Annotated in this window: 21 protein-coding genes; 11 read left to right on the top strand and 10 right to left on the bottom strand. The window is 68.2% G+C overall.

Annotation, left to right across the window (positions count from 1 at the left end):
• Both cysN and cysD read right to left on the bottom strand, forming a co-directional pair.
• Nucleotides 1–1,364 (bottom strand): sulfate adenylyltransferase subunit CysN (cysN, locus tag RMO04_RS19430; RefSeq protein ID WP_309646419.1); only part of this gene is annotated, 1,364 nt, incomplete at its 3' end.
• Nucleotides 1,364–2,293 (bottom strand): sulfate adenylyltransferase subunit CysD, encoded by a 930-nt coding sequence (cysD, locus tag RMO04_RS19425; protein ID WP_309646420.1) that lies wholly within the window; start codon nt 2,291–2,293, stop codon nt 1,364–1,366. The genes cysD and cysN, both read right to left, overlap by 1 nt.
• Nucleotides 2,294–2,565: 272 nt before the next feature.
• Here cysD and RMO04_RS19420 point away from each other — a divergent pair, with 272 nt between their 5' ends.
• From RMO04_RS19420 to RMO04_RS19395, 6 genes are all read left to right on the top strand, one after another.
• A complete protein-coding gene (locus tag RMO04_RS19420) occupies nt 2,566–4,062 on the top strand; it encodes an AlkA N-terminal domain-containing protein (RefSeq protein ID WP_309646418.1) in 1,497 nt (498 codons plus the stop codon).
• Complete coding sequence (locus RMO04_RS19415) at nt 4,046–4,579, top strand: methylated-DNA--[protein]-cysteine S-methyltransferase (RefSeq protein WP_309646417.1); 534 nt, start codon at nt 4,046–4,048, stop codon at nt 4,577–4,579. The genes RMO04_RS19420 and RMO04_RS19415 overlap by 17 nt, the downstream gene beginning before the upstream one ends.
• Before the next feature lie 112 nt (nt 4,580–4,691).
• Complete coding sequence (locus RMO04_RS19410; RefSeq protein WP_309646416.1) at nt 4,692–4,937, top strand: hypothetical protein; 246 nt, start codon at nt 4,692–4,694, stop codon at nt 4,935–4,937.
• Nucleotides 4,938–5,080: 143 nt separating this feature from the next.
• Nucleotides 5,081–7,666 carry a polar localization protein TipN gene (locus tag RMO04_RS19405; RefSeq protein WP_309646415.1) on the top strand — a complete coding sequence of 862 codons (2,586 nt, stop codon included), beginning with the start codon at nt 5,081–5,083 and terminating at the stop codon, nt 7,664–7,666.
• On the top strand, nt 7,663–8,646 hold the full coding sequence (dgcA, locus tag RMO04_RS19400; RefSeq protein WP_309646414.1) for an N-acetyl-D-Glu racemase DgcA: 984 nt from the start codon (nt 7,663–7,665) through the stop codon (nt 8,644–8,646). The genes RMO04_RS19405 and dgcA overlap by 4 nt, the downstream gene beginning before the upstream one ends.
• Nucleotides 8,647–8,706: 60 nt before the next feature.
• A complete protein-coding gene (locus RMO04_RS19395) occupies nt 8,707–9,129 on the top strand; it encodes a DUF4112 domain-containing protein (protein ID WP_309646413.1) in 423 nt (140 codons plus the stop codon).
• On the opposite strand, the gene scpA is transcribed toward RMO04_RS19395, so the two are convergent.
• Both scpA and RMO04_RS19385 read right to left on the bottom strand, forming a co-directional pair.
• Nucleotides 9,130–11,280, bottom strand: a complete 2,151-nt coding sequence (gene scpA / locus RMO04_RS19390; RefSeq protein ID WP_309646412.1) for a methylmalonyl-CoA mutase — start codon at nt 11,278–11,280, stop codon at nt 9,130–9,132. It lies immediately after the preceding gene.
• Nucleotides 11,277–12,707 carry a methylmalonyl-CoA mutase family protein gene (locus RMO04_RS19385; protein WP_309646411.1) on the bottom strand — a complete coding sequence of 477 codons (1,431 nt, stop codon included), beginning with the start codon at nt 12,705–12,707 and terminating at the stop codon, nt 11,277–11,279. The genes scpA and RMO04_RS19385 overlap by 4 nt, the downstream gene beginning before the upstream one ends.
• 140 nt (nt 12,708–12,847) lie before the next feature.
• Between RMO04_RS19385 and RMO04_RS19380 the strand changes: the two genes are divergently transcribed.
• Together RMO04_RS19380 and RMO04_RS19375 are read left to right on the top strand one after the other, a co-directional pair.
• A complete protein-coding gene (locus tag RMO04_RS19380; RefSeq protein ID WP_309646410.1) occupies nt 12,848–13,855 on the top strand; it encodes a nitronate monooxygenase family protein in 1,008 nt (335 codons plus the stop codon).
• Nucleotides 13,856–13,928: 73 nt separating this feature from the next.
• Nucleotides 13,929–14,951 carry an alpha/beta fold hydrolase gene (locus RMO04_RS19375; protein ID WP_309646409.1) on the top strand — a complete coding sequence of 341 codons (1,023 nt, stop codon included), beginning with the start codon at nt 13,929–13,931 and terminating at the stop codon, nt 14,949–14,951.
• Here RMO04_RS19375 and RMO04_RS19370 read toward each other — a convergent pair.
• The 3 genes from RMO04_RS19370 to RMO04_RS19360 are packed head-to-tail and all read right to left on the bottom strand — an operon-like array spanning nt 14,948 to nt 17,536.
• Nucleotides 14,948–15,751 (bottom strand): ABC-2 family transporter protein, encoded by an 804-nt coding sequence (locus RMO04_RS19370; RefSeq protein ID WP_309646408.1) that lies wholly within the window; start codon nt 15,749–15,751, stop codon nt 14,948–14,950. The two genes, RMO04_RS19375 and RMO04_RS19370, sit on opposite strands and share 4 nt — an antisense overlap.
• Before the next feature lie 3 nt (nt 15,752–15,754).
• A complete protein-coding gene (locus RMO04_RS19365; RefSeq protein WP_309646407.1) occupies nt 15,755–16,585 on the bottom strand; it encodes a hypothetical protein in 831 nt (276 codons plus the stop codon).
• 3 nt (nt 16,586–16,588) lie between these two features.
• Nucleotides 16,589–17,536, bottom strand: coding sequence for an ATP-binding cassette domain-containing protein (locus RMO04_RS19360; RefSeq protein WP_405041520.1), 948 nt, complete (start codon nt 17,534–17,536; stop codon nt 16,589–16,591).
• A gap of 351 nt (nt 17,537–17,887) precedes the next feature.
• On the opposite strand from RMO04_RS19360, the gene RMO04_RS19355 reads away from it, so the two are divergent.
• Complete coding sequence (locus tag RMO04_RS19355; protein WP_309646405.1) at nt 17,888–18,220, top strand: hypothetical protein; 333 nt, start codon at nt 17,888–17,890, stop codon at nt 18,218–18,220.
• A gap of 96 nt (nt 18,221–18,316) precedes the next feature.
• Nucleotides 18,317–19,660, top strand: coding sequence for a dicarboxylate/amino acid:cation symporter (locus RMO04_RS19350; RefSeq protein WP_309646404.1), 1,344 nt, complete (start codon nt 18,317–18,319; stop codon nt 19,658–19,660).
• A gap of 1 nt (nt 19,661) precedes the next feature.
• Here RMO04_RS19350 and RMO04_RS19345 read toward each other — a convergent pair whose 3' ends face one another.
• Both RMO04_RS19345 and RMO04_RS19340 read right to left on the bottom strand, forming a co-directional pair.
• A complete protein-coding gene (locus RMO04_RS19345) occupies nt 19,662–21,098 on the bottom strand; it encodes an MFS transporter (RefSeq protein ID WP_309646403.1) in 1,437 nt (478 codons plus the stop codon).
• Nucleotides 21,095–21,541: a MarR family transcriptional regulator gene (locus RMO04_RS19340; protein ID WP_309646402.1), complete on the bottom strand. Its 447-nt coding sequence runs from the start codon at nt 21,539–21,541 to the stop codon at nt 21,095–21,097. Before RMO04_RS19340 ends, RMO04_RS19345 begins: the two co-directional genes overlap by 4 nt.
• A gap of 146 nt (nt 21,542–21,687) precedes the next feature.
• Between RMO04_RS19340 and RMO04_RS19335 the strand changes: the two genes are divergently transcribed.
• A complete protein-coding gene (locus RMO04_RS19335; protein ID WP_309646401.1) occupies nt 21,688–21,897 on the top strand; it encodes a hypothetical protein in 210 nt (69 codons plus the stop codon).
• On the opposite strand, the gene RMO04_RS19330 is transcribed toward RMO04_RS19335, so the two are convergent.
• Nucleotides 21,857–22,277, bottom strand: a 421-nt coding sequence (locus tag RMO04_RS19330) for a hypothetical protein (RefSeq protein WP_309646400.1), incomplete at its 5' end; no start/stop codon positions are given. The genes RMO04_RS19335 and RMO04_RS19330 overlap by 41 nt on opposite strands.

The raw sequence follows: 22,277 nt of genomic DNA, 5'->3' as shown, positions 1-22,277 counted from the left end.
GCGGCCGAGCGGGCCTCCTTGTGCACGTCCACCGCCTGCCAGTGGATGTTCTGGCTGCGGCGCAGTGCGAAGTGCAGCATGCCGGCGCCCACCGTGCGGTTGGAGATCCGGTCGATCAGGATGAAACCGCCCAGATCCTTGTTCGCGCCATAGGGCTCGAACGGCACATTGCCGTCCAGCGAAAGGTTGCAGACCCCGATCTCGTTGAGCTCCAGGCGCTTGGCGGCCAGGTGCTCCAGGGTGTTCACATTGACCTTGTACTTGGGCTCGGTGATCTGGGCCGAGACGGTCCGCGCGCCCAGCTTCATCAGGTAGGGGCGGCCGGGCAGCATGGCCTCGTCGTCCATCCAGACGACCGTCGCCTCGAACTGGTCAGCGACCGGCGGCGGAGAGGCGGCGGCGGCGATCACGTCGCCGCGGGAGATGTCGATCTCGTCGGTCAGGGTCAGGGTGACGGACTGGCCGGCGACCGCCTCGGGCAGGTCGCCGCCCTTGGTGACGATGCGCTCGATGCGGCTCTCGCGGCCGGAGGGCAGGGCCTTGATCTTGTCGCCCGGCCGGATGACGCCGGCCGAGACGAAGCCTGAGAACCCCCGGAAGTCGAGATTGGGCCGGTTGACCCACTGCACGGGCATGCGGAAGGGTTTCTCGCGCTGGTCGTCCTCGACCGGCAGGCTCTCCAGCAACGGCAGCAGGGCCGGGCCGTCGTACCAGGGCGCGGCCTCGCTATGGGCGGTGATGTTGTCGCCGCGAAGCGCCGACATCGGGATGGCGGTGAAGTCCTTGATGCCGATCTGGGTCGCGAACGCGCGGTACTCGGCCAGGATGGTGTCGAAGGTCTCTTGGCTCCAGCCAACCAGGTCCATCTTGTTGATGGCCAGGACCACGTGACGGATGCCCAGCAGGCTGACCAGATAGGAGTGCCGGCGGGTCTGGGTCAGCACGCCGCGGCGGGCGTCGATCAGGATGACGGCGGCGTCGGCCGTCGAGGCGCCGGTGACCATGTTCCGGGTATACTGCTCGTGGCCTGGCGTGTCGGCGACGATGAACTTGCGCTTGTCGGTGGAGAAGAACCGGTAGGCGACGTCGATGGTGATGCCTTGCTCGCGCTCGGCCGCCAGGCCGTCGACGAGGAGGGCGAAGTCGATCTCGCCGCCCTGGGTGCCGACCTTCTTGCTGTCGGCTTCCAGCGCCGCCAACTGGTCCTCGAAGATCATCTTGGAGTCGTAGAGCAGCCGGCCGATCAGGGTCGATTTGCCGTCGTCCACCGAGCCGCAGGTGAGGAAGCGCAGTAGGCTCTTGTGCTGGTGGGCCAGCAGATAGGCCTCGATGTCCTCGGCGATGAGATCGGACTGGTGAGCCATCAGAAATAGCCCTCCTGCTTCTTCTTCTCCATCGATGCGGCCTGGTCGTGGTCGATCATCCGGCCCTGGCGCTCGCTGGTGGTGGTGAGCAGCATTTCCTGGATGATCTGCGGCAGGGTGGCCGCCGTGCTCTCGACGGCTCCGGTCAACGGGTAGCAGCCGAGGGTGCGGAACCGCACCGACTTCATCGCCGGCGTCTCGCCCGGGCGCAGGGGCATGCGCTCGTCGTCGACCATGATCAGCGCGCCGTCGCGCTCCACCACCGGCCGCACGTCGGAGAAGTAGAGCGGCACGATGGGGATGTTCTCCAGGTGGATATATTGCCAGATGTCCAGCTCGGTCCAGTTGGAGATCGGGAACACCCGGACGCTCTCACCGGGGTTCTTGCGGGCGTTGTAGAGCTTCCAGAGCTCGGGGCGCTGGTTCTTGGGATCCCAGCGGTGCTGGGCCGAGCGGAAGGAGAAGATGCGCTCCTTGGCGCGGGACTTCTCCTCGTCGCGGCGCGCGCCGCCGAAGGCCGCGTCGAAGCCGTACTTGTCGAGCGCCTGCTTCAGGCCCTCGGTCTTCCAGATGTCGGTGTGCAGGGCGCTGCCGTGGTCGAACGGATTGATGTTCCGCTCGACGGCCTCGGGGTTTTTGTGAACCAGCAGCTCGAAGCCCAACTCCTGGGCCATCCGCTCACGCATCTCGTACATGGCCCGGAACTTCCAGGTCGTGTCGACGTGCAGCAGGGGAAAGGGCGGCTTGGAGGGATAGAAGGCCTTGGCCGCCAGGTGCAGCATCACGGCCGAGTCCTTGCCGATGGAATAGAGCATCACGGGGCGCTCGGCCTCGGCCGCTACCTCGCGCATGATGTGGATGCTCTCGGCTTCCAGGCGCTGAAGGTGGGTCAGGGTCTCGGTGGAGATGGCGGGCGCCTGCGCCTGCATCAGGGCTGAACCTTGCACATGAACCTCGGGCGGGTATCCGCCGCTAATCGCGAAACGTCCGCTCGCCCCTTGGCGCGCGGATTGGCCCTGGCGGTGGATTAGGGGACGCGACCCACCGTGACGATAGAGATTTCCTGACAGCGTCCCAAGGAAATTGCTGCGGCGCGCGGTTCGGGTTCGGCGGAGCGGTCGCATCCGAAAACCGCCAAGTCGTCTCCGGTCATGTCCGAAAACCGCGAGACTTTCGCGCACGTGAGACCCATCCTCCCGGCATGGATATGGATGACGACGCCTGCTACCGCGCCTTTCAGACCCGTGACGTCCGTTTCGATGGGCGGATTTTCAGCGGGGTGAGGACGACTGGGATCTATTGCCGCCCGGTCTGTCCGGCCCGGATCCCCAAGCGCGAGAATATGAGCTTCTACCGCTCGGCCGCCGCGGCCCAGGAGGCGGGGTTTCGGCCCTGCCTGCGTTGCCGTCCCGAGACCTCGCCGGACCTGGGGTCCTGGCGGGGAACCTCCAACACCGTCTCGCGTGCCCTGGCTCTGATCGAGGCCGGCGCCATGGATGCGGGCGACGTCGACGCCCTGGCCGGGCGGTTGGGGGTAGGCGAGCGCCAGCTTCGCCGCCTGTTCCAGCAGCATGTGGGCGCCTCTCCCGTCGCGGTGGCCCAGACCCGGCGGGTGCTGCTGGCCAAGCAACTTCTTCACGAGACCCGACTGCCCATGGCCGAGGTCGCGCTGGCGGCCGGCTTCGGCAGCGTGCGGCGGTTCAACGAGACCTTCCAGCAGCTCTTCGGCCGTCCGCCGGGTCGTCTGCGCCGACTGGGCGGGGCCGATATCGCCGCCGGCGAAGGTGGGGCCGCGACGATCAAGCTGCCTTACCGCGCACCCTATGACTGGCCGGCCATGCTGGCCTTCCTGACCGCGCGCGCCATCCCAGGCGTCGAGGTCGTCACCAACCAGGGTTATGCCCGGGCGCTGGCGGTGGGCGACGCGCGCGGCGTCGTGATGGTCGAGCGCGGCGAGGGGTCCTATCTCAAGGTCACCCTGCGGTTTCCCAAGGTGCAGGTCTGGCCCTCGATCATCGCCCGCGTGCGCCGCGTGTTCGACCTGGCCGCCGATCCGGCGATCATCGAGGCGCATCTCTCGGAAGATCCGGTCCTGGCGCCGCTGGTCGCCGCACGGCCGGGACTGCGGGCGCCCGGCGCCTGGGACGGCTTCGAGTTGTCGGTGCGCGCCGTGCTGGGCCAGCAGATCACCGTCCACGCCGCGCGTCAGCTCGCCGGCAAGATCACCGCGGCCTATGGCGAGCCGTTGCTGGACGAAGCCGCCAACCGGATGGGCCTGACCCACTTCTTCCCGACGCCGGAGCGGTTGGCGCAGGTCGATGTCGAGACGCTCGCCATGCCACGCGCGCGAGGGCGGGCCCTGGTCGGCTTGGCGGTTGCGGCGGCCGCTGATCCGGACCTGTTCGGAACTCGCCGCAGCCTGGACGAGGCGGTGGCGGCCCTGCGCGCCCTGCCTGGCATTGGCGAGTGGACGGCGCAGTACATCGCCATGCGCGCCTTACGAGAACCCGACGCCTTCCCCAGCGCCGATATCGGACTGATGCGGGCGCTGGAGACCCCCGATGGCGTGCGCCCCACCCCTGCCGAGCTGCTGGCCCGCGCCGAACGCTGGCGGCCGTGGCGGGCCTATGCCGCCTCCCACCTGTGGGCCGCCGATCCCAAGAACCCCTCGGACGCCAAGCATGCCCAAGCCGCCTGAACCTCTGTTCCTCGACCGCATCGACACCCCTATGGGCGAGGGCTTGGTGATCTTCGACGGCGAGGGCGCCCTGCGCGCGTTCGACTGGACCAGTCACGAGGCGCGGATGCACAAGCTGCTGCGCCGCCAGAACGGGTCGGTGACGCTGACGGAGGCGCCTGCGCCCGAGGGCATAGTGACCGCCTTCGCGGCCTATTTCGCCGGCGAGCGACAGGCCATCGACCGCCTGACCTGTCGGACGGGCGGCACGGCGTTTCAGAAGAGCGTCTGGGCCGCGCTGCGCACCATCCCGGCGGGGGAAACCTGGAGCTACAAACGGTTGGCGGAAGCGATCGGCAATCCCGCCGCGGTCCGTGCGGTCGGGCTGGCCAACGGGGCCAATCCTATCGGGATCGTCGTGCCTTGCCACCGTGTGATCGGCAGCGACGGTAGCCTCACCGGTTACGGCGGCGGGCTGGATCGCAAGCGTTGGCTGCTGGGCCACGAAGGCGCGGCGTTCCGCGACATCGCCGCGTGAGGCCTGCAGGTAACATGACCGAAATTTCATGTTGCGGCACATCGTCCAATAGCGACGCTTGTCGTATAACGCTGCTCGCCGGAGTCGTGTCGGACGACCGGGGAGACTTCCGATGCAGACCTTGACCGAGATCGTCGCAGCCGTGGTGGTGCACTCCTCCGCCGCCGCCTACGCGCATTTCGGCGTGTCGCTCGAAGCCTATCAGGTCGAGAAGCCCGCGCCCGCCGAACGTACCATCGCGCGCACCGTGACGCCGAAGCCGGCGGCCAAGACCGCCGCCCGTCTGGTGGTCAAGCCGGGCAAGATCGCGGCGGACCAGGACTGTCCCGATCAGAAGGCGATGATGGTCAGGACCTAGGCGCGCGCCGCCGCGACAATCCGACCCTCTCGTCAAGAATCGCACCAATGCCGCTTTGCGCCGCCGACGTTCGCCGGTAATCCTCTTGTCGAGGCGCGAACTCGGGGTCACGCGCACTGTGGGAAGGCCGCCGAAGTCGGACCATGAAGATCAAGAAGCGGCATCAACCTGTTGATTTTCAAGCGCTAGGTGACGAAGGCCTCACCGCTCGCGCACCCACCTCCGAGCTGCCGGAACTGGAGTTGTCCGCGGAGGAAGAGCTCTTCACCTTGCCGCCCCTGCCGCCGTTCCGAGAGCCCGAAGCTCAGGCGGCTGCTCCGCTCACGCCGATTCCGCCGCAGACCGAGGTCGCCACCGCCACGCCCCATATTCCTGCGCGTCGTCCGCAATCGGTCGACGACGATTCAGAGGAGACACCGTCCGGTTGGCCGATCTATCTGGCCGCCTTCGTCGTGTCCGTGCTTTGGGCCGCCGCGCCGATCGCCTTCGCGTGGGGCTATCGCCGCGCGGTCGCGCCCTTCGATTACGAACCCTTCGCCTTCGCGGTCTTCGCCTTGATGGCGGTGGGCCCGGCGCTGTTCGTGTGGCTTGGGGCCTACATGGTTCGCCAGGGCCAGAAGCTGAGCGCGCAGACCCGCCGCGCCAAGGCCTTGGCCGACGAGATGGTGACGCCCGCCCTGGCCGCCGGCGCCCAGACCTATGATGTCGTGGCGAGCGTCCGCGAAGAGATCTCCCGCGCCGCCGCCGCGGCGCATGAGGCGCGCGAGACCCTGATGGCGCTGCGCGAGGCCTTGGCCTCCGAGAGCGAGCGGCTGGTGGAGGCCGCGGCCAATTCAGCCCGCACCGCCACCGACCTGGCGGAGACCCTGGGCCGCGAGCGCGACGAGATGGGCAGCCTGTCCAAGACCCTCGACGCTCAGGCGACAGCGGTCGCCGACACCATCACCCAGCAGGCGCGGATGGTGGCGGAGGCCTCCGATCTGGCCGAGACACAGCTTCGCGAAGCCGAGGCGGCCCTGGCTGCGCGCGCGGCCGACCTCGCCGCCGCCGCGGGCGAGACCAGCGACGCGGCGCGAACCGCCGCCGAGGATCTGACCCGCCACATCGCCCGCTTGGAGACGGCGGGGCTTGGCGTCGCCGAGCAGATCACCGCCGTGGAGGCGGGTCTGACCGAGCAGCGCGCCGGTCTGGTCACCGCCGCGCACGCCTTGCGCGGGGACCAGGAGAGCTTCTCTGTTCAGGCCGAGACCCAGTCGGCGCAGCTGGCCGAGTTCATCAGTCAGGCGCGCCTTTCGACCGTCGAGATGGGCGACCGGGCGGTGAAGGGTGGCGAGACCCTGCGCCAAATGATCGTCCAGGCCGCCGAGCAGTTCCGCGATCTGGCCGAACAGGCGCGCGCCGAACGCGACGAGTTCGGCCAGTCGACATTGAACGCCATGGACGCGGTGTCGCAGGCTGCCGCCGCCGAACGCGCGAGGCTGGAGGATCAGACCCGGGCGACCATCGAGGCCCTGGGCCGGGCCGCCGAGGAGACCCGGCAGGCCGCCGAACGCCATGCCGAGACCGCCCGCAACCAGGTTGATCAGCTCTCGGAAGCCGCCTTCACCGCTGGGCAGCAGGCCAACAAGGTGTTCGAGAGCCGGCTAGCCGAGGCTCGCGCCCTGATCGAGCACTCGACCCAGATGGTCGAGCAGGCCGGTGCGGCGACGGCCAGCAAGCTTGAGGAGGGCGCCCGAACCGCGCGCGCCACCCTGGATGAACTGGCCGCGATGCTCGGCGACATCGAGACTCGCGCGGCGCAGATGCCGGCGACGGCGCGGGGGCAGGCCGAGCAGGTCCGCAAGGCGGTCAGCGACAGCATCGACGAGATGATGGATCACGCGCGCCGGACGGCCGATGAGACCCAGGCCATCGACGAGGTGTTCCAGGAACGCGTGCGTCGCAACTACGAGATGTTGAGCGAGGCCGTGCGGATGATGGGCGCGGCGGCCAACACCTCCGCCATTCCGCCAACCGCCGTCTTGCGTGAGCGGATCGCCCGACCAGAACCTCTGAAGCCTGCGCCGGAACCCGCGGCCGTCGCCGTCGCGCCCAAGCCGTCGGTGAAGCCTGACCCAGCGCCTGTGGTCGAAGTCGTCGCCCACGCTGAGCCGGAGCTGGAACTGACGGAGCCGCTGGCGACTCCTGACGACAGGCCCGCTCCGCGCCAGCGCCTGCGACTGACGCCCACCGCCACGGACGCGGAGTTCAGCCAGGTCTTCGGCCAGGCCGGCGGGCGCGCCGAAGACGCCGCCCAGGGCGCTGACGGTTGGACCTGGAAGGATTTGCTTTCCGCCATCGACGAGCATGAAGGCGAGACGCCGCAACAGCATGCGCCGCTGGAGGACACCCTGGCCGGCGAGATCGGGGCCATGGGCATCGATCCGGCGGCCCTGCTGCCGCGCAGTCGCATCGACGAACTGGCCGCCGCGATCCAGGCCCGCGACCTGGACGGAGCCCGTCAGGTGGTGCGCCGCCTGGCGCCCGCCGCCACTCGCCGCCTGGCGCGACGCCTGGCCACGGACGAGCGCCTGAAGGCGCAGGTGGTCACCTATATCGCGCGTTATCACGCCCTGCTGGATGACGCCGCGACCCGCGATCCCGAGGGCTTCCTGGTGGCGACCCTGCTCAGCTCCGAGGCCGGCCGGACCTATTTACTGTTCGACGCGGCGGTCGGCGACCTGGCTTGAGCCGCCGGCTCTCCGTTCGTGAGGAGCGGTGGCTCCTACGCGGAGCCTTCGTGATCTCGCGGGGCGCCAAGACTGAAGCTCGTGTCATCGTCGTCGAGATCGAGCAGGATGGCGTCGTCGGTCGTGGCGAGGCCGTGCCCTACGCCCACTACGGTCAGACGATCGACAGCGAACTCGAACGCATCAGGGCGCTACGGGCCGACGTGGAGTGTGGTCTGGGTCGGCTGGAACTGCAGGCGGTGGCTCCGGCAGGCGCCGCGCGGAACGCCCTGGACTGCGCGCTTTGGGATCTTGAGGCGAAGCTGTCGGGCAAGCGGGCCTGGGAGAGCGCCGGTCTTAGCGGTCTGTCGCCAGTCACAACCTGTTTCACGATCAGCCTGGGCGAACCCGACGCCATGGCGCGGGCCGCGCGACTTGCGGCCGACCGACCGATCCTGAAGCTCAAGATCGGGGGTCCGGGCGATCTCGATCGGGTTGAGTCCGTCCGTGACGCGGCGCCTTCCAGCCGGCTGGTGGTCGACGCCAACGAGGGTCTCGAATTCGAGGACCTGCGCCGCCTGGCCCCCGAACTGGCGCGGCTGGGCGTGCTGATGATCGAGCAGCCGCTGAGGGCGAGCGACGACGCGGCGCTGGAGGGCTATGCGAGTCCGGTCCTGCTATGCGCCGACGAGAGCTTGCACACCCGCGCCGACCTGGCCGCCTGCGCCCGCCGCTACGGTGCGGTGAACATCAAGCTGGACAAGTGCGGCGGGTTGACCGAGGCGCTGGCGGTGGCCGCGCAGGCGCGGGCCCTTGGGTTGCAGGTGATGGCGGGCTGCATGGTGGCCACTTCGCTGGCCATGGCGCCGGCCATGATCCTGGCGCAGGGCGCGCAGGTCGTCGACCTGGATGGGCCGCTACTGCTGGCTCGCGACCGCGAGCACGGCCTGACCTTCACGGGATCGGTGATCGCTCCGCCCGACGGCGAGCTCTGGGGCTAGCCGTGGCGGCAGGGCCGAGCGCATGGTGGAGCCTCACGCGGCGAACGGCGTTTAGCGATCATGGAAGTCACGAGGGATAGGGCCCACCGGGCCTGGCGATCGGCCGAACGGATCAAGCGGCTTTCCGACCGCCTGGTCGGCGTCGGGCCGTTTGGCGTGGGTCTAGACGGCGTGCTGGCCTGGGTGCCGGTGGCCGGCACGGTCTACAGCCTGGGCGCCGGGGCTCTGCTGATCGCCGAAGGTATCGCGGCGGGCGCATCGGCCAAGACCCTTGCACGGATGGGCGCCTACATCGCGCTGGACTCGGCGAGTTCAGTGCCGCCGGTGATCGGCTGGGTGGTCGACACCCTGTTCCCCGGTCACCTGATGGCCGCCAAGGCCTTACAGAAGGACATCGAGGCTCGCCACGGACCCTCCGAGCTGGCCGATGACTGGCTGCGTCGGCCCAAGGGGCGCAAGAGCGGGCTGTCGCCGAAGCGGTAGCTAGGCCTTCTCAAGCTGGGCGTAACCCATCTGTTCGTTCAGGCGGTCCATGACCTCAATGGCGGCCTCGGGCACCACCGTGCCCGGGGTGAAGATGGCCGCGACGCCGGCGTCCTTCAGGGCTTGGAAATCTTCGGGCGGAATGACCCCGCCCACCACCACGAGGATGTCGGCGCGGCCCAGCTTGGCCAGTTCGTCCTTCAACTCGGGCACCAGGGTCAGGTGGCCGGCGGCCAGGGAACTGGCGCCCACCACATGGGCGCCGTGCTCGACCGCCTGGGCGGCGGCCTCGGCGGGCGTCTGGAACAGGTTGCCGATATCGACCTCGAAGCCGAGATCGGCGAAGCCAGAGGCGATCACCTTCTGGCCGCGGTCGTGGCCGTCCTGGCCCATCTTGGCGATCAGGACGCGAGGTTTTCGGCCATCGGCCTGGACGAAGGCCTGGGTCATGGCCTTGGCGCGGTCGGCCTGGGGCGTGGCGCCGGCTTCGCGCAGGTAGACGCCGGTGACAGCCGACGCCTCGGCGGAATGGCGGCCGAAGACCACCTCCAGCGCCAGGCTGATCTCGCCGACGGTCGCCTTGGCCCGCGCCGCATTGACCGAAAGCTCCAGCAGATTTCCGCTTCCGCGCGCGCCGTTGGTCAGCGCGGTCAGGGCGGCTTGAGCCTCGGCGGGGTTCCGCTCGGCCTTGAGCCGGGCGAGCTTTTCCAGCTGGCGTTCGCGAACCGCGCTGTTGTCGACCTTCAGCATCGGAATGACTTCAGCGCCGTCGGGCTTGTAGCGGTTGACGCCCACCACGGTCTGGCGACCTGAATCGATACGGGCCTGGGTGCGGGCGCTGGCCTCCTCGATGCGGCGCTTGGGCAGGCCATCCTCGATGGCCTTGGCCATGCCGCCCAGGGCCTCCACCTCGGCGATGTGCTCCAAGGCGCGGGCGGCGAGGTCGGCCGTCAGGCGCTCGACATAGTAGGAGCCGCCCCAAGGGTCGATGACCCGGGTCTGGCCGCTCTCGAGCTGCAGGAAGAGCTGGGTGTTTCGGGCGATGCGGGCGGAGAAGTCGGTGGGCAGGGCCAGCGCCTCGTCCAGGGAGTTGGTGTGCAGGCTCTGGGTCTGGCCGCCCACCGCCGCCATGGCCTCCACCAGGGTGCGGGGCACGTTGTTGTAGACGTCGTGGGCCGCCAGGCTCCAGCCGCTGGTCTGGGTGTGGGCGCGCAGGGCGAGGGAGCGAGCGTCCTTGGGGTCGAACTCGGCCCTCATGAGCGTGGCCCATAGCAGTCGCGCGGCGCGCTGCTTGGCGATCTCCATGAAGGTGTTCATGCCCGCGTTCCAGAAGAAAGACAGGCGTGGCGCGAACTGGTCGACGCTCATGCCGGCGGCGACACCGGCGCGCACATACTCGATGCCGTCGGCCAGGGTATAGGCCAGCTCCAGGTCCAGCGTCGCCCCGGCTTCCTGGATGTGATAGCCGCTGATCGAGATCGAGTTGAACTTCGGCATTTCGCGCGAAGTGTATGAAAAGATGTCCGAAATAATCCGCATCGAGGGGCCAGGCGGATAGATGTAGGTGTTGCGGACCAGGAACTCCTTGAGGATGTCGTTCTGGATCGTCCCCGACAGCTTGTCGTGCGGAACGCCTTGTTCCTCGGCCGCGACGATGTAGAGCGCCAGGATCGGCAGGACCGCGCCGTTCATGGTCATAGAGACGCTCATCTTGTCGAGCGGGATGCCGTCGAACAGGGTCCGCATGTCCAGGATGGAGTCGATGGCGACGCCGGCCATGCCGACATCGCCCTTCACGCGGGGGTGGTCTGAGTCGTATCCCCGGTGGGTGGCGAGGTCGAAGGCCACCGACAGTCCCATCTGACCCGCCGCGAGGTTGCGCCGATAGAAGGCGTTGGAGTCCTCGGCCGTGGAGAAGCCCGCATACTGGCGGATGGTCCACGGGTTGGTCAGGTACATGGTCGGATAGGGACCGCGCACGAAGGGCGCGAGGCCGGGGTAGCCCGCCACGACATTCTCGACATCGTCGGGACCGTAGCCGGTCTTCACCGCTATGCCTTCCGGCGTGTCCCAGAGGGGGCCGGTGGGCTTGGCGGAGGGCGCGCCCACGCCGTCGAAGGGCAGGGCGGCGAAGTCGGGGAAGGCGCTCATCGGGCGGCCTCATGGGGCTCAGCGAGGCGGATCGGATTCAGCGGCGGACAGGCGCCGTCGGGGCCGGGCAGGCGTATGGAGGGCGCTTCCGCTGGCCGGGGCGTCACGGAGACGGTCTGAACCGGCGCCGCCTGGGTGGGCGGGAAGGCCGTGACGCCGACGATCTTCGGCGGGCCAGCGGCGTCGCGGGCCGCGCGAACCCTGGCGACCTCGGCGGCGACATGTCCGCTGGCGAGCGCCGCGATCAGGCCGCCTTGGGCCTCGATGGTCTGGAACTGCGCCCAGGCCGCGCGGGCGATCTCGTCGGTGAGCGCCTCCACATAGCCCGAGCCCGCGCCCGGATCGGCGACACGACCGAGATGGGCTTCCTCCATGAGCACGAACTGAGTGTTCCGGCTCTGGCGCCGCGCGAAGGGGATGGGCAGGCCGATGGCGTCAGTGAAGGTCCCCAGCACCACCGCATCGGCCCCGCCGAGGCTGGCGCCCACGGCGGCGGCGGCGAGACGCAGCATGTTGGTCCAGGGATCTTGGACCGTCAGCATTCGGCCCGATGAGCGACTTTCGATCCAAGCCGGAAGGTTGACGCCGCAGGCGCCGGTCATCCTCGTCCACAGAACCCGGGCCGCGCGATGCTTGGCCAGGCTGGCGAAGTAGTCGGCGTCGGCCGAAAGTCCCAGGGCGATCCCGGCGAAGGCTTCGGCCATCGGTAAGCCAGCTCGCACCAGGGCCTTGGCGTAGGTGACCGCCGCGGCCAGGGCGAAGGCCAGTTCCCCGGCTTCGCCCCCTCCGGCCTCGTGGACCACACGGCCGGACGCCAGGAACAGACCGGCCTTTGGATGGGCTTGGGCCAGCCGCGCGGCGACAGTGGCGGCGGAGATCAGGTGGCTCTCGATCGGCCCGGGGATCGAGCCTGTTTTGGCGAAGGCGCTCAGCGGATCGAGGTGGAAGGCGAGCAGGGCGGTGGGCGACCCCTTGGCCGCGGCGGCCAGCCAATCGGCCGCCCTGGGGCCGAGGAACCCCGCGTCGAGCGCGATCGGCGCCATCTCCAGCAGGACGCCGTCCAGCACGCGAGCGAGGTCCGCTGCCGATCCGACCGCGACGCCGGCCTGGCCTGTGGGATCCAGCGAGATGACCGCCGAGGTCGCGCCGCCTGCCAAGTCGGTCAACAGGTCGGCGTTGGCCTGGGCCGCATCGGGGTGGGCGATCGAGACCCGCACGTCCCAGGGCTGCTCAGGATCATGAGCCCGGGGCGCGAAGGTCGCCGTCGTGGAGGACGCCGGATAGAGCGGTTCGATCGCCAGGCCCTCGGCCGTGGCGCGGCGCAGGCTGTCGAACGGCGCGTCCTTGAGGGTCTTTTCCACCAGGATGCGCCAGTCGGCGTCGCTGGCGGCGGGAAAGGTCTCGGCGAGGGGAGAGGCTTGCGTCATCGTGCGCCATTGGGCCGCCTCCCTCGCGCGCGTCAAGTTCACGCGAGGTGAGCATTCTCCGACGCTTGCGCCCTGCGATGGTTTGTATATACGTTGTAAAAATTAGATCGACGCCGATTCAAATCAAGGATGTGTTTCCCATGGCCCTGCCTCCCGTCCTCGCCGACCGCCTGCGTATCCCGGTCATCGGCTCGCCCCTTTTCATCATCTCGGGTCCCGAGCTGGTCATCGCGCAGTGCAAGGCCGGCATCGTCGGCTCGTTTCCGGCGTTGAACGCTCGGCCTGTCAGCCAGCTCGACGAATGGCTGGCCCAGATCACCGAGGAATTGGCCGACTGGGACAAGAAGAACCCCGACCGCCTCTCGGCGCCTTTCGCGGTCAACCAGATCGTCCACAAGACCAATGACCGCCTGGAGCAAGACGTCGAGCTGGCGGTGAAGTACAAGGCGCCGATCACCATCACCTCCCTGGGCGCGCGGGAGGACGTGAACAACGCCATCCATTCCTATGGCGGTATCGTGCTGCATGACGTCATCAACGACCGCTTCGCCCGCAAGGCGGTGGAGAAGGGCGCCGACGGCCTGATCCCCGTGGCGGCCGGCGCCGGCGGCCATGCCGGCCATCTGTCCCCCTTCGCCCTGGTCCAGGAGTTGCGTGAGTGGTTCGACGGACCCATCGCGCTCTCGGGCTCCATCGCCAACGGCGCCGCGGTGCTGGGCGCCCAGGCCATGGGCGCCGATCTCGCCTATATCGGCTCGGCCTTCATCGCCACGCAGGAAGCCCGCGCCATGGAGGGCTACAAGGACATGATCGTGGCCTCGCGCGGCGACGACATCGTCTACTCGAACCTGTTCACCGGGGTTCACGGCAACTATCTGCGTCCGTCCATCGAGGCGGCGGGCCTGGACCCGGACAACCTGCCGGTGGCCGACCCGTCGAAGATGAACTTCGGCTCGGGCGGCAACCAGAAGGCCAAGGCCTGGAAGGACATCTGGGGCTGCGGCCAGGGGATCGGCGCGATCAAGGATATCCCAACGGCGGGACAGCTGGTCGACCGCCTGGCGGCCGAGTACGAGGCGGCGAAGGCCTCCCTGGCCCGCAAGACCGCGCTCACCCGGGGCAGCGCCATGGCGATGGCGGCGGAGTAACCCTACCGGGAAGTTTTGGCTTGCGATCGCCTGTGGCGATCGCATCCTCCCTTGTCCGCAAGGAGAGGAGCCCATGTCCACGTTCCGCGTCCACTTCGCCACCAACCGCAATCATCTGCCCGACAACAAGCTCGAAATCTTCGGAAAGAGTTTCAACCCGGATGGCGTGGCGGCCTTGCGATACGGCTACGCTGAGTTCGACGATGGCGCGCGACCGCTCGCGGTGACCGTCTATCCCGAGGAGGCCGACGAGAACGGCTTCAAGGTGAAGGGCAGCGACCGCTTCCTGGCTGACCTGCACAGGTCCATGTCGGGCGAGAAGTCCGACACCCTGATCTTCATCCACGGCTTCAACGTGCCCTTCATGGGCGCCCTGGCCGCCGGCGCGGAGCTGGCGCGGGAGGTGAGGGTGGAAGGCCGGGCCTTGAACGTCGTCGTGTTCAGCTGGCCCTCGGACGGGGCGGCCGTGCCGTTGATGTCCTACTACAGCGACCGCGAGGACGCCCGGGCCTCCGGTCCCGCCGTGGCGCGGGCTTTCCTTCGGCTGAAGACCTACCTGACCGAGGAATTGAGCACCGACGAATTCTGCCAGCGGCGGCTGCACCTGATGGCCCACAGCATGGGCGCCTATGTGCTGCGCAACGGCCTGCAGGCGGTGATCGCTAAAGATCCGAAGAGCCTGGTGCGTCTGTTCGACCAGGTACTGCTGGCGGCGCCCGACGAGGACGACGACACGTTCGAGGAGGACGGCAAGCTGAAGCTTCTGCCCTATATCGGGCGTCAGGTGACGGTCTACTACAACCCGCGCGACCGGGCGCTGCTGGTGTCGGATAAGACCAAGGCCAATCCGGACCGGCTGGGATCGGACGGGCCACGCCTGATCGACCTGATCCCGAAGAAGGTGGTGCTGGTGGATTGCCGCAACATCGCCGCGGCCGCCGACGCCTTCACCCAGCACAGCTACTACATCAACAGCCGGGCGGTTTCGCGTGACATCGCCGCGGTTCTGCTGGGCCTCGAACCGGACGCCATAGCCAATCGTGAGTTCGTGGCACCCAAGAGATCCTGGCGCATCGCGGTCGAGGCGCCTGCCTAGCTGCCGGTCGAGGTGTACTTCGACACGCCGAACTTCCAGGCCAGGAATGAGAGGGCCAGGAAGATCAGCCCTGCCGCTGGGGTCAGCGGCAGGAGCCAGGCGGGCGCGCCCAGCGGGTCAGGTTTCTCCAGGATCGCCAGGACGGGGAAATAGGCGACGCAACCTAGCGGCACGATGAAGATCAGCAGGTTGCGGAACCAGCCGGCATAGAGGCTGAGCGGGAACTGCGCGGCCTGGACGCCGCCATAGGTGAGCACGTTCATCACCTCCAGGCTCTCGACGGTCCAGAAGGCCAGGACAGCCTGAAAGACCATCAGGCCGACGAACAGCGCCACGCCGCCGATAATTGTCCAGACCGCGAGGGCGACCTTGGGGGCGTCCCATTCCAGCGAGAGCACGCTGGTCGCCAGGGCGATGACGATCAGGCCCTGGGCGAAACGGCCGATCCGCGCCAGACGGAAGTCGTAGCCGATGAGCTGCAGCGCCGCCGAGCGGGGTCGCAAGAGGACGCGGTCGAAGTCACCGGTCTTGACGAAGTGCGCGCCGAACATGTCGAAGCCGCGGCTCAGGAAGTCCGCGATGGCGAACGACACGCTGATCATGCCGAAGAACATGGCGATGTCGCCGAAGGTCCAGCCCTGGACAGAACCGAAGCGGGCGAACAGCGCCCAGGCGGCGGCGATGTCGATGATTGTCGAGAAGAACTGGCCGGCCGCCAGCAGGATTGTCGAGGTCGGGTACTGGAGCTGGCCCCGGATCGAAGCGGAGAAGTAGCGGGTCAGCAAGAAGAGCGCGCTCATCGCTCAGCCTCCCTGCATCTGAAGCTTGGCCATGACGCGGATCATCCAGGCGCGGCCCATGATGACCATGACCAGGGTCCAGAATAGTTGTAGCGAAAGTCCCGCAATGGCGCCCCAGCCGCTCAGCCCGCCGAAATAGATGCGGAAAGGAATGTCCAGGAAGCTGGCGAAGGGTTGGATAAGCAGGAAGGTCTGCATCGCGTCGGGATAGAGCGACAGCGGCAGCAGGTTGCCTGAGAAGGCGATCAGCAACGACGCGACCAGGGTGTTGATCCCTCGCTCGTCCATCGTCACCACCGCGCTGATGTTCAAGAGCATGACGAACGCCGACGAGACGAAGACCACCAGGATCATGGACAGCGCGAACAGGCCGAATGCCAGGGCGTCGGCGGGCGGGCGCCAGGACCAGGCCTCGAGACCCAGAAGGGGAAAGGCGACGCCGGCCACGGCCAGCATCAACAAGGCGCGGGGCAGGGCGCGGGCGGTCATCCAGGCGGCGGCGCGGACATACCACCAATTGTAGGTGTCGATGGGGCGCAGGCGCTCATAGCCGATGGCTCCGCTGCGGACCGCCTGGCTGATCTCGGGATCGCCGCTCCAGGGCGCGAGCACAAGGAAGGCCTGGGCGAGCCAGGTGTAGGTGATGACCTGGGAGAGCGTGATCGGCGCATCCGACGCCGAGGCTCCGGCGAAGAAGGCGGCGTAGACCATGACCTTGATCCCGCCCCACCAGCACTGGGTCGCGAAGCCGGCCACGGCCGCTGCGCGGTATTGCAGCATGAGCTGGAACCGGGCCGCGAAGGCCGCGGCGTAGGGGCGCAAGGCGTCGGTCACGGTTCAGGCCTCCGCCGCGCCGTGCAGGTCGTAGAACTTGGCGATCACTTCCTCGATGGCGGGCTGCTCGACATGAACGTCCTCCACAGCGAAGTCAGCGGAGATGGCGGCGATCAGGCGCGCGGCCGGGACCATGTCGGGGTCGAAGGCCAGCTCCAGCGAGCGCTCGGTGCGGGCGCGCACCTCCACGCCGGGCAGGTCGATGTCCGGCGCGGCCTGCGCGAAGTCGATGAACATCCGGCGCTCGCGCAGGACGTCCCGGCGCAGGGCCTCGAAGGGCCGGTCGGCCAGGACCTGGCCGTGACCGATGACGATGACCCGCTCCGCCAGGGCCTCGATGTCGTGCATGTCGTGGGTGGTGAGTAGGACCGTGACGCCGCGCTCGCGGTTCAGCCGCTTGACGAACTCGCGCACCGCCAGCTTCGAGGGAGCGTCCAGGCCGATGGTGGGCTCGTCCAGGAACAGGACTTCGGGCTCGTGCAGCAGGGCCGCGGCGATCTCGGCGCGCATCCGCTGGCCAAGCGAGAGCTGGCGCACCGGCTGGTCCAGCAGACGCTCCAGCTTCAACAGGGCGACCAACTCGTCGCGGGTGCGGGCGTAGCGAACGGGGTCGACGCGGTAGATGTCTCGCAGCAGGTCGAAGCCGTCGATGACCGGCAGGTCCCACCAAAGCTGGGTGCGCTGGCCGAACACCACGCCGATGCGGGCCACGTGCCTGATCCGCTCCTGGTAGGGCACCAGGCCGCCCACCTCAACGTGGCCGCCGTCGGGGCGAAGGATGCCGGACAGGATCTTGATGGTGGTCGACTTGCCGGCGCCGTTGGGGCCGATGAAGCCCAGTAGCTCACCGGCTTCCAGGGAGAACGAGACGTTCTTCAGCGCCTCGACCGTGCGCCAGCGACGATGGACCACGCCCTTGAGCGCGCCCAGCACGCCGGGATCGCGTTCCATGACGCGATAGGTCTTCGCCAGGTCCTGAACCAGGATCTGGGGCATGGGATCACCACCGGAATATCAAAGAAAAGGGCGCGAACGCTAGGCGGGGCGGCAGGGGCGGTCAATTGCGCAGCTCGCGGACGAGGCATCCAAACCGCGTTTCGCGACTTTAGGATGACCATGATGGCACGGAGCGCGGAGATGTTCAGAACAACCTGCGGCCTTGTCTCGGCGGGACTGCTTGTCGTCGGCTGCGACGACCCCGCGATGAAGCCGCCGGTGGCGAGCGTCGCGGCCGCGCCGGCTCCGCCGACCAGCGCCGCCCTGACGTCTCTGCGCGGCGCTCTTGGTCCTTGTGAGAGCGCGATGGACGCGGCCGCAAATTCTATCGGACAGCTGGCCGCGAATGGCCGCGCGCCGGTTGCCGGTCGTGCGGCGATCGACCGGGCGAGAATGATCTGCGGCGGCGCGAGCACGGAAATCCGCTCATTGCCGCTCTGGGGCCGATTGAAGGATCCCTGCTCGCGGGCGGCCCATGCGCGGGAAGCCGTTGCGACCGGGGCGCTGGAGATACTGGCCGGCCGGGCGACGTCGGTCGGCGTGCCGGCCCTTCGCGACAAGATCGCCGACCAGACTTCGCTCTCGCGGGCCTGCGCGGGCGAGATCGCCCTGGCCGAACGCCAAGCTGCCCCTGGCTAGGCGCCCTAGGTTTTCTCATCGTCTCCGCAAAGCAAACCGCTGGCGTGAGGCTGGGGGCGAGACCATGCTCGCGCCAAGTCACCATGAGGAGCGGGGATGGCGCAGGCGGACGTGAAGCGGCGAGGTCTGTTGGGATCCTTCGGGTTCCAGGTGCTGGCCGCCATGGTCATCGGGTTGGTGCTGGGGCTCATCGCCCGTCATCTCGGGACGGAGGAAGGGCAGCAGGGCTATGCGCTCTCCGAGACCCTGAAGTTGCTGGGATCGACCTTCGTCCAGCTCCTGCGGGTGCTGGTTCCGCCGCTGGTGTTCACCGCGATCGTGGCCAGCATCGCCAACCTTCGTGAACTTCAGAACGCCGCGGCCCTCGTCTGGCGCACGCTGTTCTGGTTCGCGCTCACCGCCCTGATCGCGGTGTTCATCGGCATCGCCCTGGGCTTGATCCTGCAGCCCGGCGTGAACACCAGCATCACCGCGGCCGCGGCCGAGGCGTCACGGACGCAGGGCTCGTGGCTGGACTTCCTCAAGGGGCTGGTCCCGTCCAACATGCTGGGACTTACCGCCTCGTCGAAAATGACCGACGGCGCGCCGGTCACGACGCTGTCCTTCAATGTGCTGCAGATCGTCATCATTTCGCTGGTGACCGGCATCGCGGCCCTGCGTAGCGGGGCGGCCGCCGATCCCTTCCTGGCCTTCAACGCCTCTGCCCTGGCCGTGGTGCGCAAGATCCTCTGGTGGGTGATCCGCCTGACCCCTATCGGCACCATCGGCCTGCTGGGCAACGCCGTCGGGCACTATGGCTGGGACGCGCTGGCCCAGCTCGGCGCCTTCGCCGCCGCCGTCTACATCGGTCTCGGCCTAGTGCTGTTCGGGGTCTATCCGGCTCTGCTGGCGCTCAACGGCCTCAACCCCTTGAAGTTCTACCTCGCCGCCTGGCCGGCGATTCAGCTCGGCTTCGTGTCGCGTTCTTCGATCGGCACCCTGCCGGTGACCCAGACGGTGACGGAGTCCGGCCTGGGCGTGCCGCGGGCCTACGCGGCCTTCGCCGTTCCCCTCGGCGCGACCACCAAGATGGACGGATGCGCCGCCATCTATCCGGCGATCGCGGCGATCTTCGTGGCGCAGTTTTACGGCGTGCCGCTGGTGTTCACCGACTACCTGCTGATCGTCTTCGTCTCGGTGATCGGCTCAGCGGCGACGGCGGGGCTGACCGGCGCTGTGGTGATGCTGACCCTGACCCTCTCGACGCTGGGTCTGCCGTTGGAAGGCGTCGGCCTGCTGCTGGCCATCGACCCCATCTTGGACATGGGCCGCACGGCGACAAACGTCGCCGGCCAGGCGCTGATCCCGACGCTGGTGGCCAAGCGCCAGGGCACCCTGGATCAGGCCGTCTACGACGCGGCGAGTGTGGAGCCGGTGATCGAGGACCTGACGGTCCGCTAGGCTAGCTGGGCTTGATCCGGCCGTTCATCTCGTCGCCGGCGTCCTTCCGGAGCGGGACGAAGAAGAACAGCGAGATGAAGGTGATCGCACCGATCACGACGAAGGCCGGTGAGATCGACTCGGCGCTGAGCTGGGTTTCGCCTCGGGCGACCATGAAGACGTGCATCAGGGTGGCGGCCAGGCCGATGCCAATCGACTGGACCAGTTGCTGCATCATCGAGGAGGTGGTGGAGGCTCGGCTCATGCGGTCCTGCTCGATATCGGCATAGGCCATGCCGTTGAGGCTGGTGAACTGCAGGGACCGGAAGAAGCCGCCGACCGCCAGCACCGCCATGATGATCCAGTGGGGCGTGGTGGGGGTGAAGAGGCCGTAGGCCATGAAGCTGACCCCCACGATGACGGCGTTGACCGTCAAGACCGTCCGAAAGCCGAAGCGTCGCAGGATGGGCGGGGCGGTGGTCTTCATGACCAGGGCGCCGGCCGCCGAGATGAAGGTCATTAGCCCAGCCTGGAACGGCGACATGCCGAAGCCGATCTGCAGCAGCATGGCCAACATGAAGGGCGTCGCGCCCATGGCGATGCGCATGAAGGCGCCCCCGACCACGGAGGCCGTGAAGGTCTGGACCCGGAAGACCGACAGATCCAGGACCGCATGCGGATTGCCACGAGCGTGGCGCCAGTAGAGGGCCAGCGCCGCGAATCCGCCCAGGAAAAGGGCCGCGACCATGCCGTCCGGCAGCATGCCGCGGCCGAGGTTCTCGAACCCGAAGATCAGTCCGGCTAGGCCGAGTCCGGTCAGCAATATGCCGATCCAATCTATGGGGGAAACCTCCTGCTCTGTGACATTGGGCACGTAGCGGAAGACCAGGAAGACGCCGACGACCGCCACCGGCAGGTTCATGAAGAAGATCCACCGCCAGTCGGCGAAAGTGACGATGGCGCCGCCCACCACGGGACCGATCACCGGACCCAGCAGGGCCGGCATGGTCATGACCGACATCGCCGCGATCAACTCTGACTTGGGGGTGGTTCGCAGCAGGACCAGGCGGCCTACGGGCCCCATCATGGCGCCGGCCATGCCCTGGAAGATGCGGGCGATAACCAGCTGCGTCAGATCCTGGGCGAGGCCGCAGGCGGCCGAGGAGAGCGCGAACAGCACCATGGCGATCATGAAGATGCGCTTGGCGCCGAACTTGTCGGCCACCCAGCCGCTGATCGGCAGGAAGACCGCCGAGGCCAGCAGGAACATGGTGATGGCGAGGTTGAGCCGCAGCGGGTCCTCGTCGAGCGCCACGGCCATGGTTGGCAGGGCGTTGGACAGCACCGTGGCGTTCATCGTCTGCATCAGCATGGCCGAGCCGATGATGGCCGGGATCATCCAGCTGCGGGTCGCGCCGGCGTCCTGCGGACGGTCCAGGGGTTCGTCGACGGGACTCATGGCTCCATCGCCAGGAGCTGGAGGAGGGGGCCTATCGCGGCGACCAGGTCTTTGCGCTCCGCGGCGTCGAGTTTGGCGATGCGAGCGGCGAGCCAATCATTGCGATGTTGGCGAATAGCTTCGAGCTGTCTGGCGCCGGCGGGGGTGACGGCCAGGCCCGAGCGGCGGCCGTCGTCGGCATGGAGCGCGCGGGCCACCCAGCCGGCCGCCTCCAGTCGTTTGATATGGCCGCTCATGCTCGGGCGCGAAATATGCTCCGCCTCGGCCAGGTCGCAGACCCCGACGCCCGGTCGGCGCATGATCTGACCGAGGATGAGCGCGTCCAGGGCCGATATCCCGACCCGCTGCGCTTCCTGCCGAAGTCGTCGGGAAACCCGCAGCAGCGCGGGGCGGAGCGCCTCGGCCAACTGGCTCGGTTCGGGGCTTTCCGCCAGTGGCGTCATCGTGCGATCCAGATAGTTAGGTTATCGAACTATCTATCTGCGCCGCGTCTTCACCGCCGTCAAGTGAGTGGGCCCAACGCCCGCCAAGCGGGAACCTAGAGCCGAGTTCTCCGTTCAGGCGAGTAGGCCGACGTGAGGGTCCGCAGATGTCCGAACAAGACGACGGGCTGCCATTGGAGGCCATCGTGGAACTGACGGCCGAGATCCGCGCCATGACCCGCCGCATGTCGCGCGACCAGGTTCTAGATCTTGCCGACTTGCTGCATGACATCGTTCGAGAGCGGCAGTTCGAGCAGACGGCTTGGCGCCGGCGTTTCAGCCTTCACGCTGGTCCGACGACGGCGCGGCAAGCCTGAGCGCCGCGCGACGGGCGGAGCGAGCGCCGGCGAGCAAAGTACGAGCGTGGACCTCGATCTCGCGAGCGGCCGCCGCGCAGGTCGCCGCCTCGGCCTGTGCACTCCTGGAACAGGCCTCTCGGGCGCGTTCGCCCGCGTCATGGGCGGCCTTGGCGGCCACCTGCATCCCGCTGATGACGTTGAGGAACGCGCCGCTCGGGCTGTCTCGCCAGGCCTTGCGTCGCGCAAGCTTCGCCGCCGCCTCAGCCTCCAGCGCGTCGCGGCCTCGGGGCCGATAGGCGTCGGAGCCGAGCCCGGACCAGCAGACGCCACGATGTCGTTCCGCCGATCGTAGAGCCTGCGATCGCGCTTGGCGCTCAGCGGCGATCTCCGCGGCGACG

This window comes from Phenylobacterium sp. (genome assembly GCF_031412415.1).
Classification (GTDB): Bacteria; Pseudomonadota; Alphaproteobacteria; order Caulobacterales; family Caulobacteraceae; genus Phenylobacterium.
Note: the sequence above shows the minus strand (reverse complement) of the source record. Positions and strands in the feature narration are given on the sequence as shown.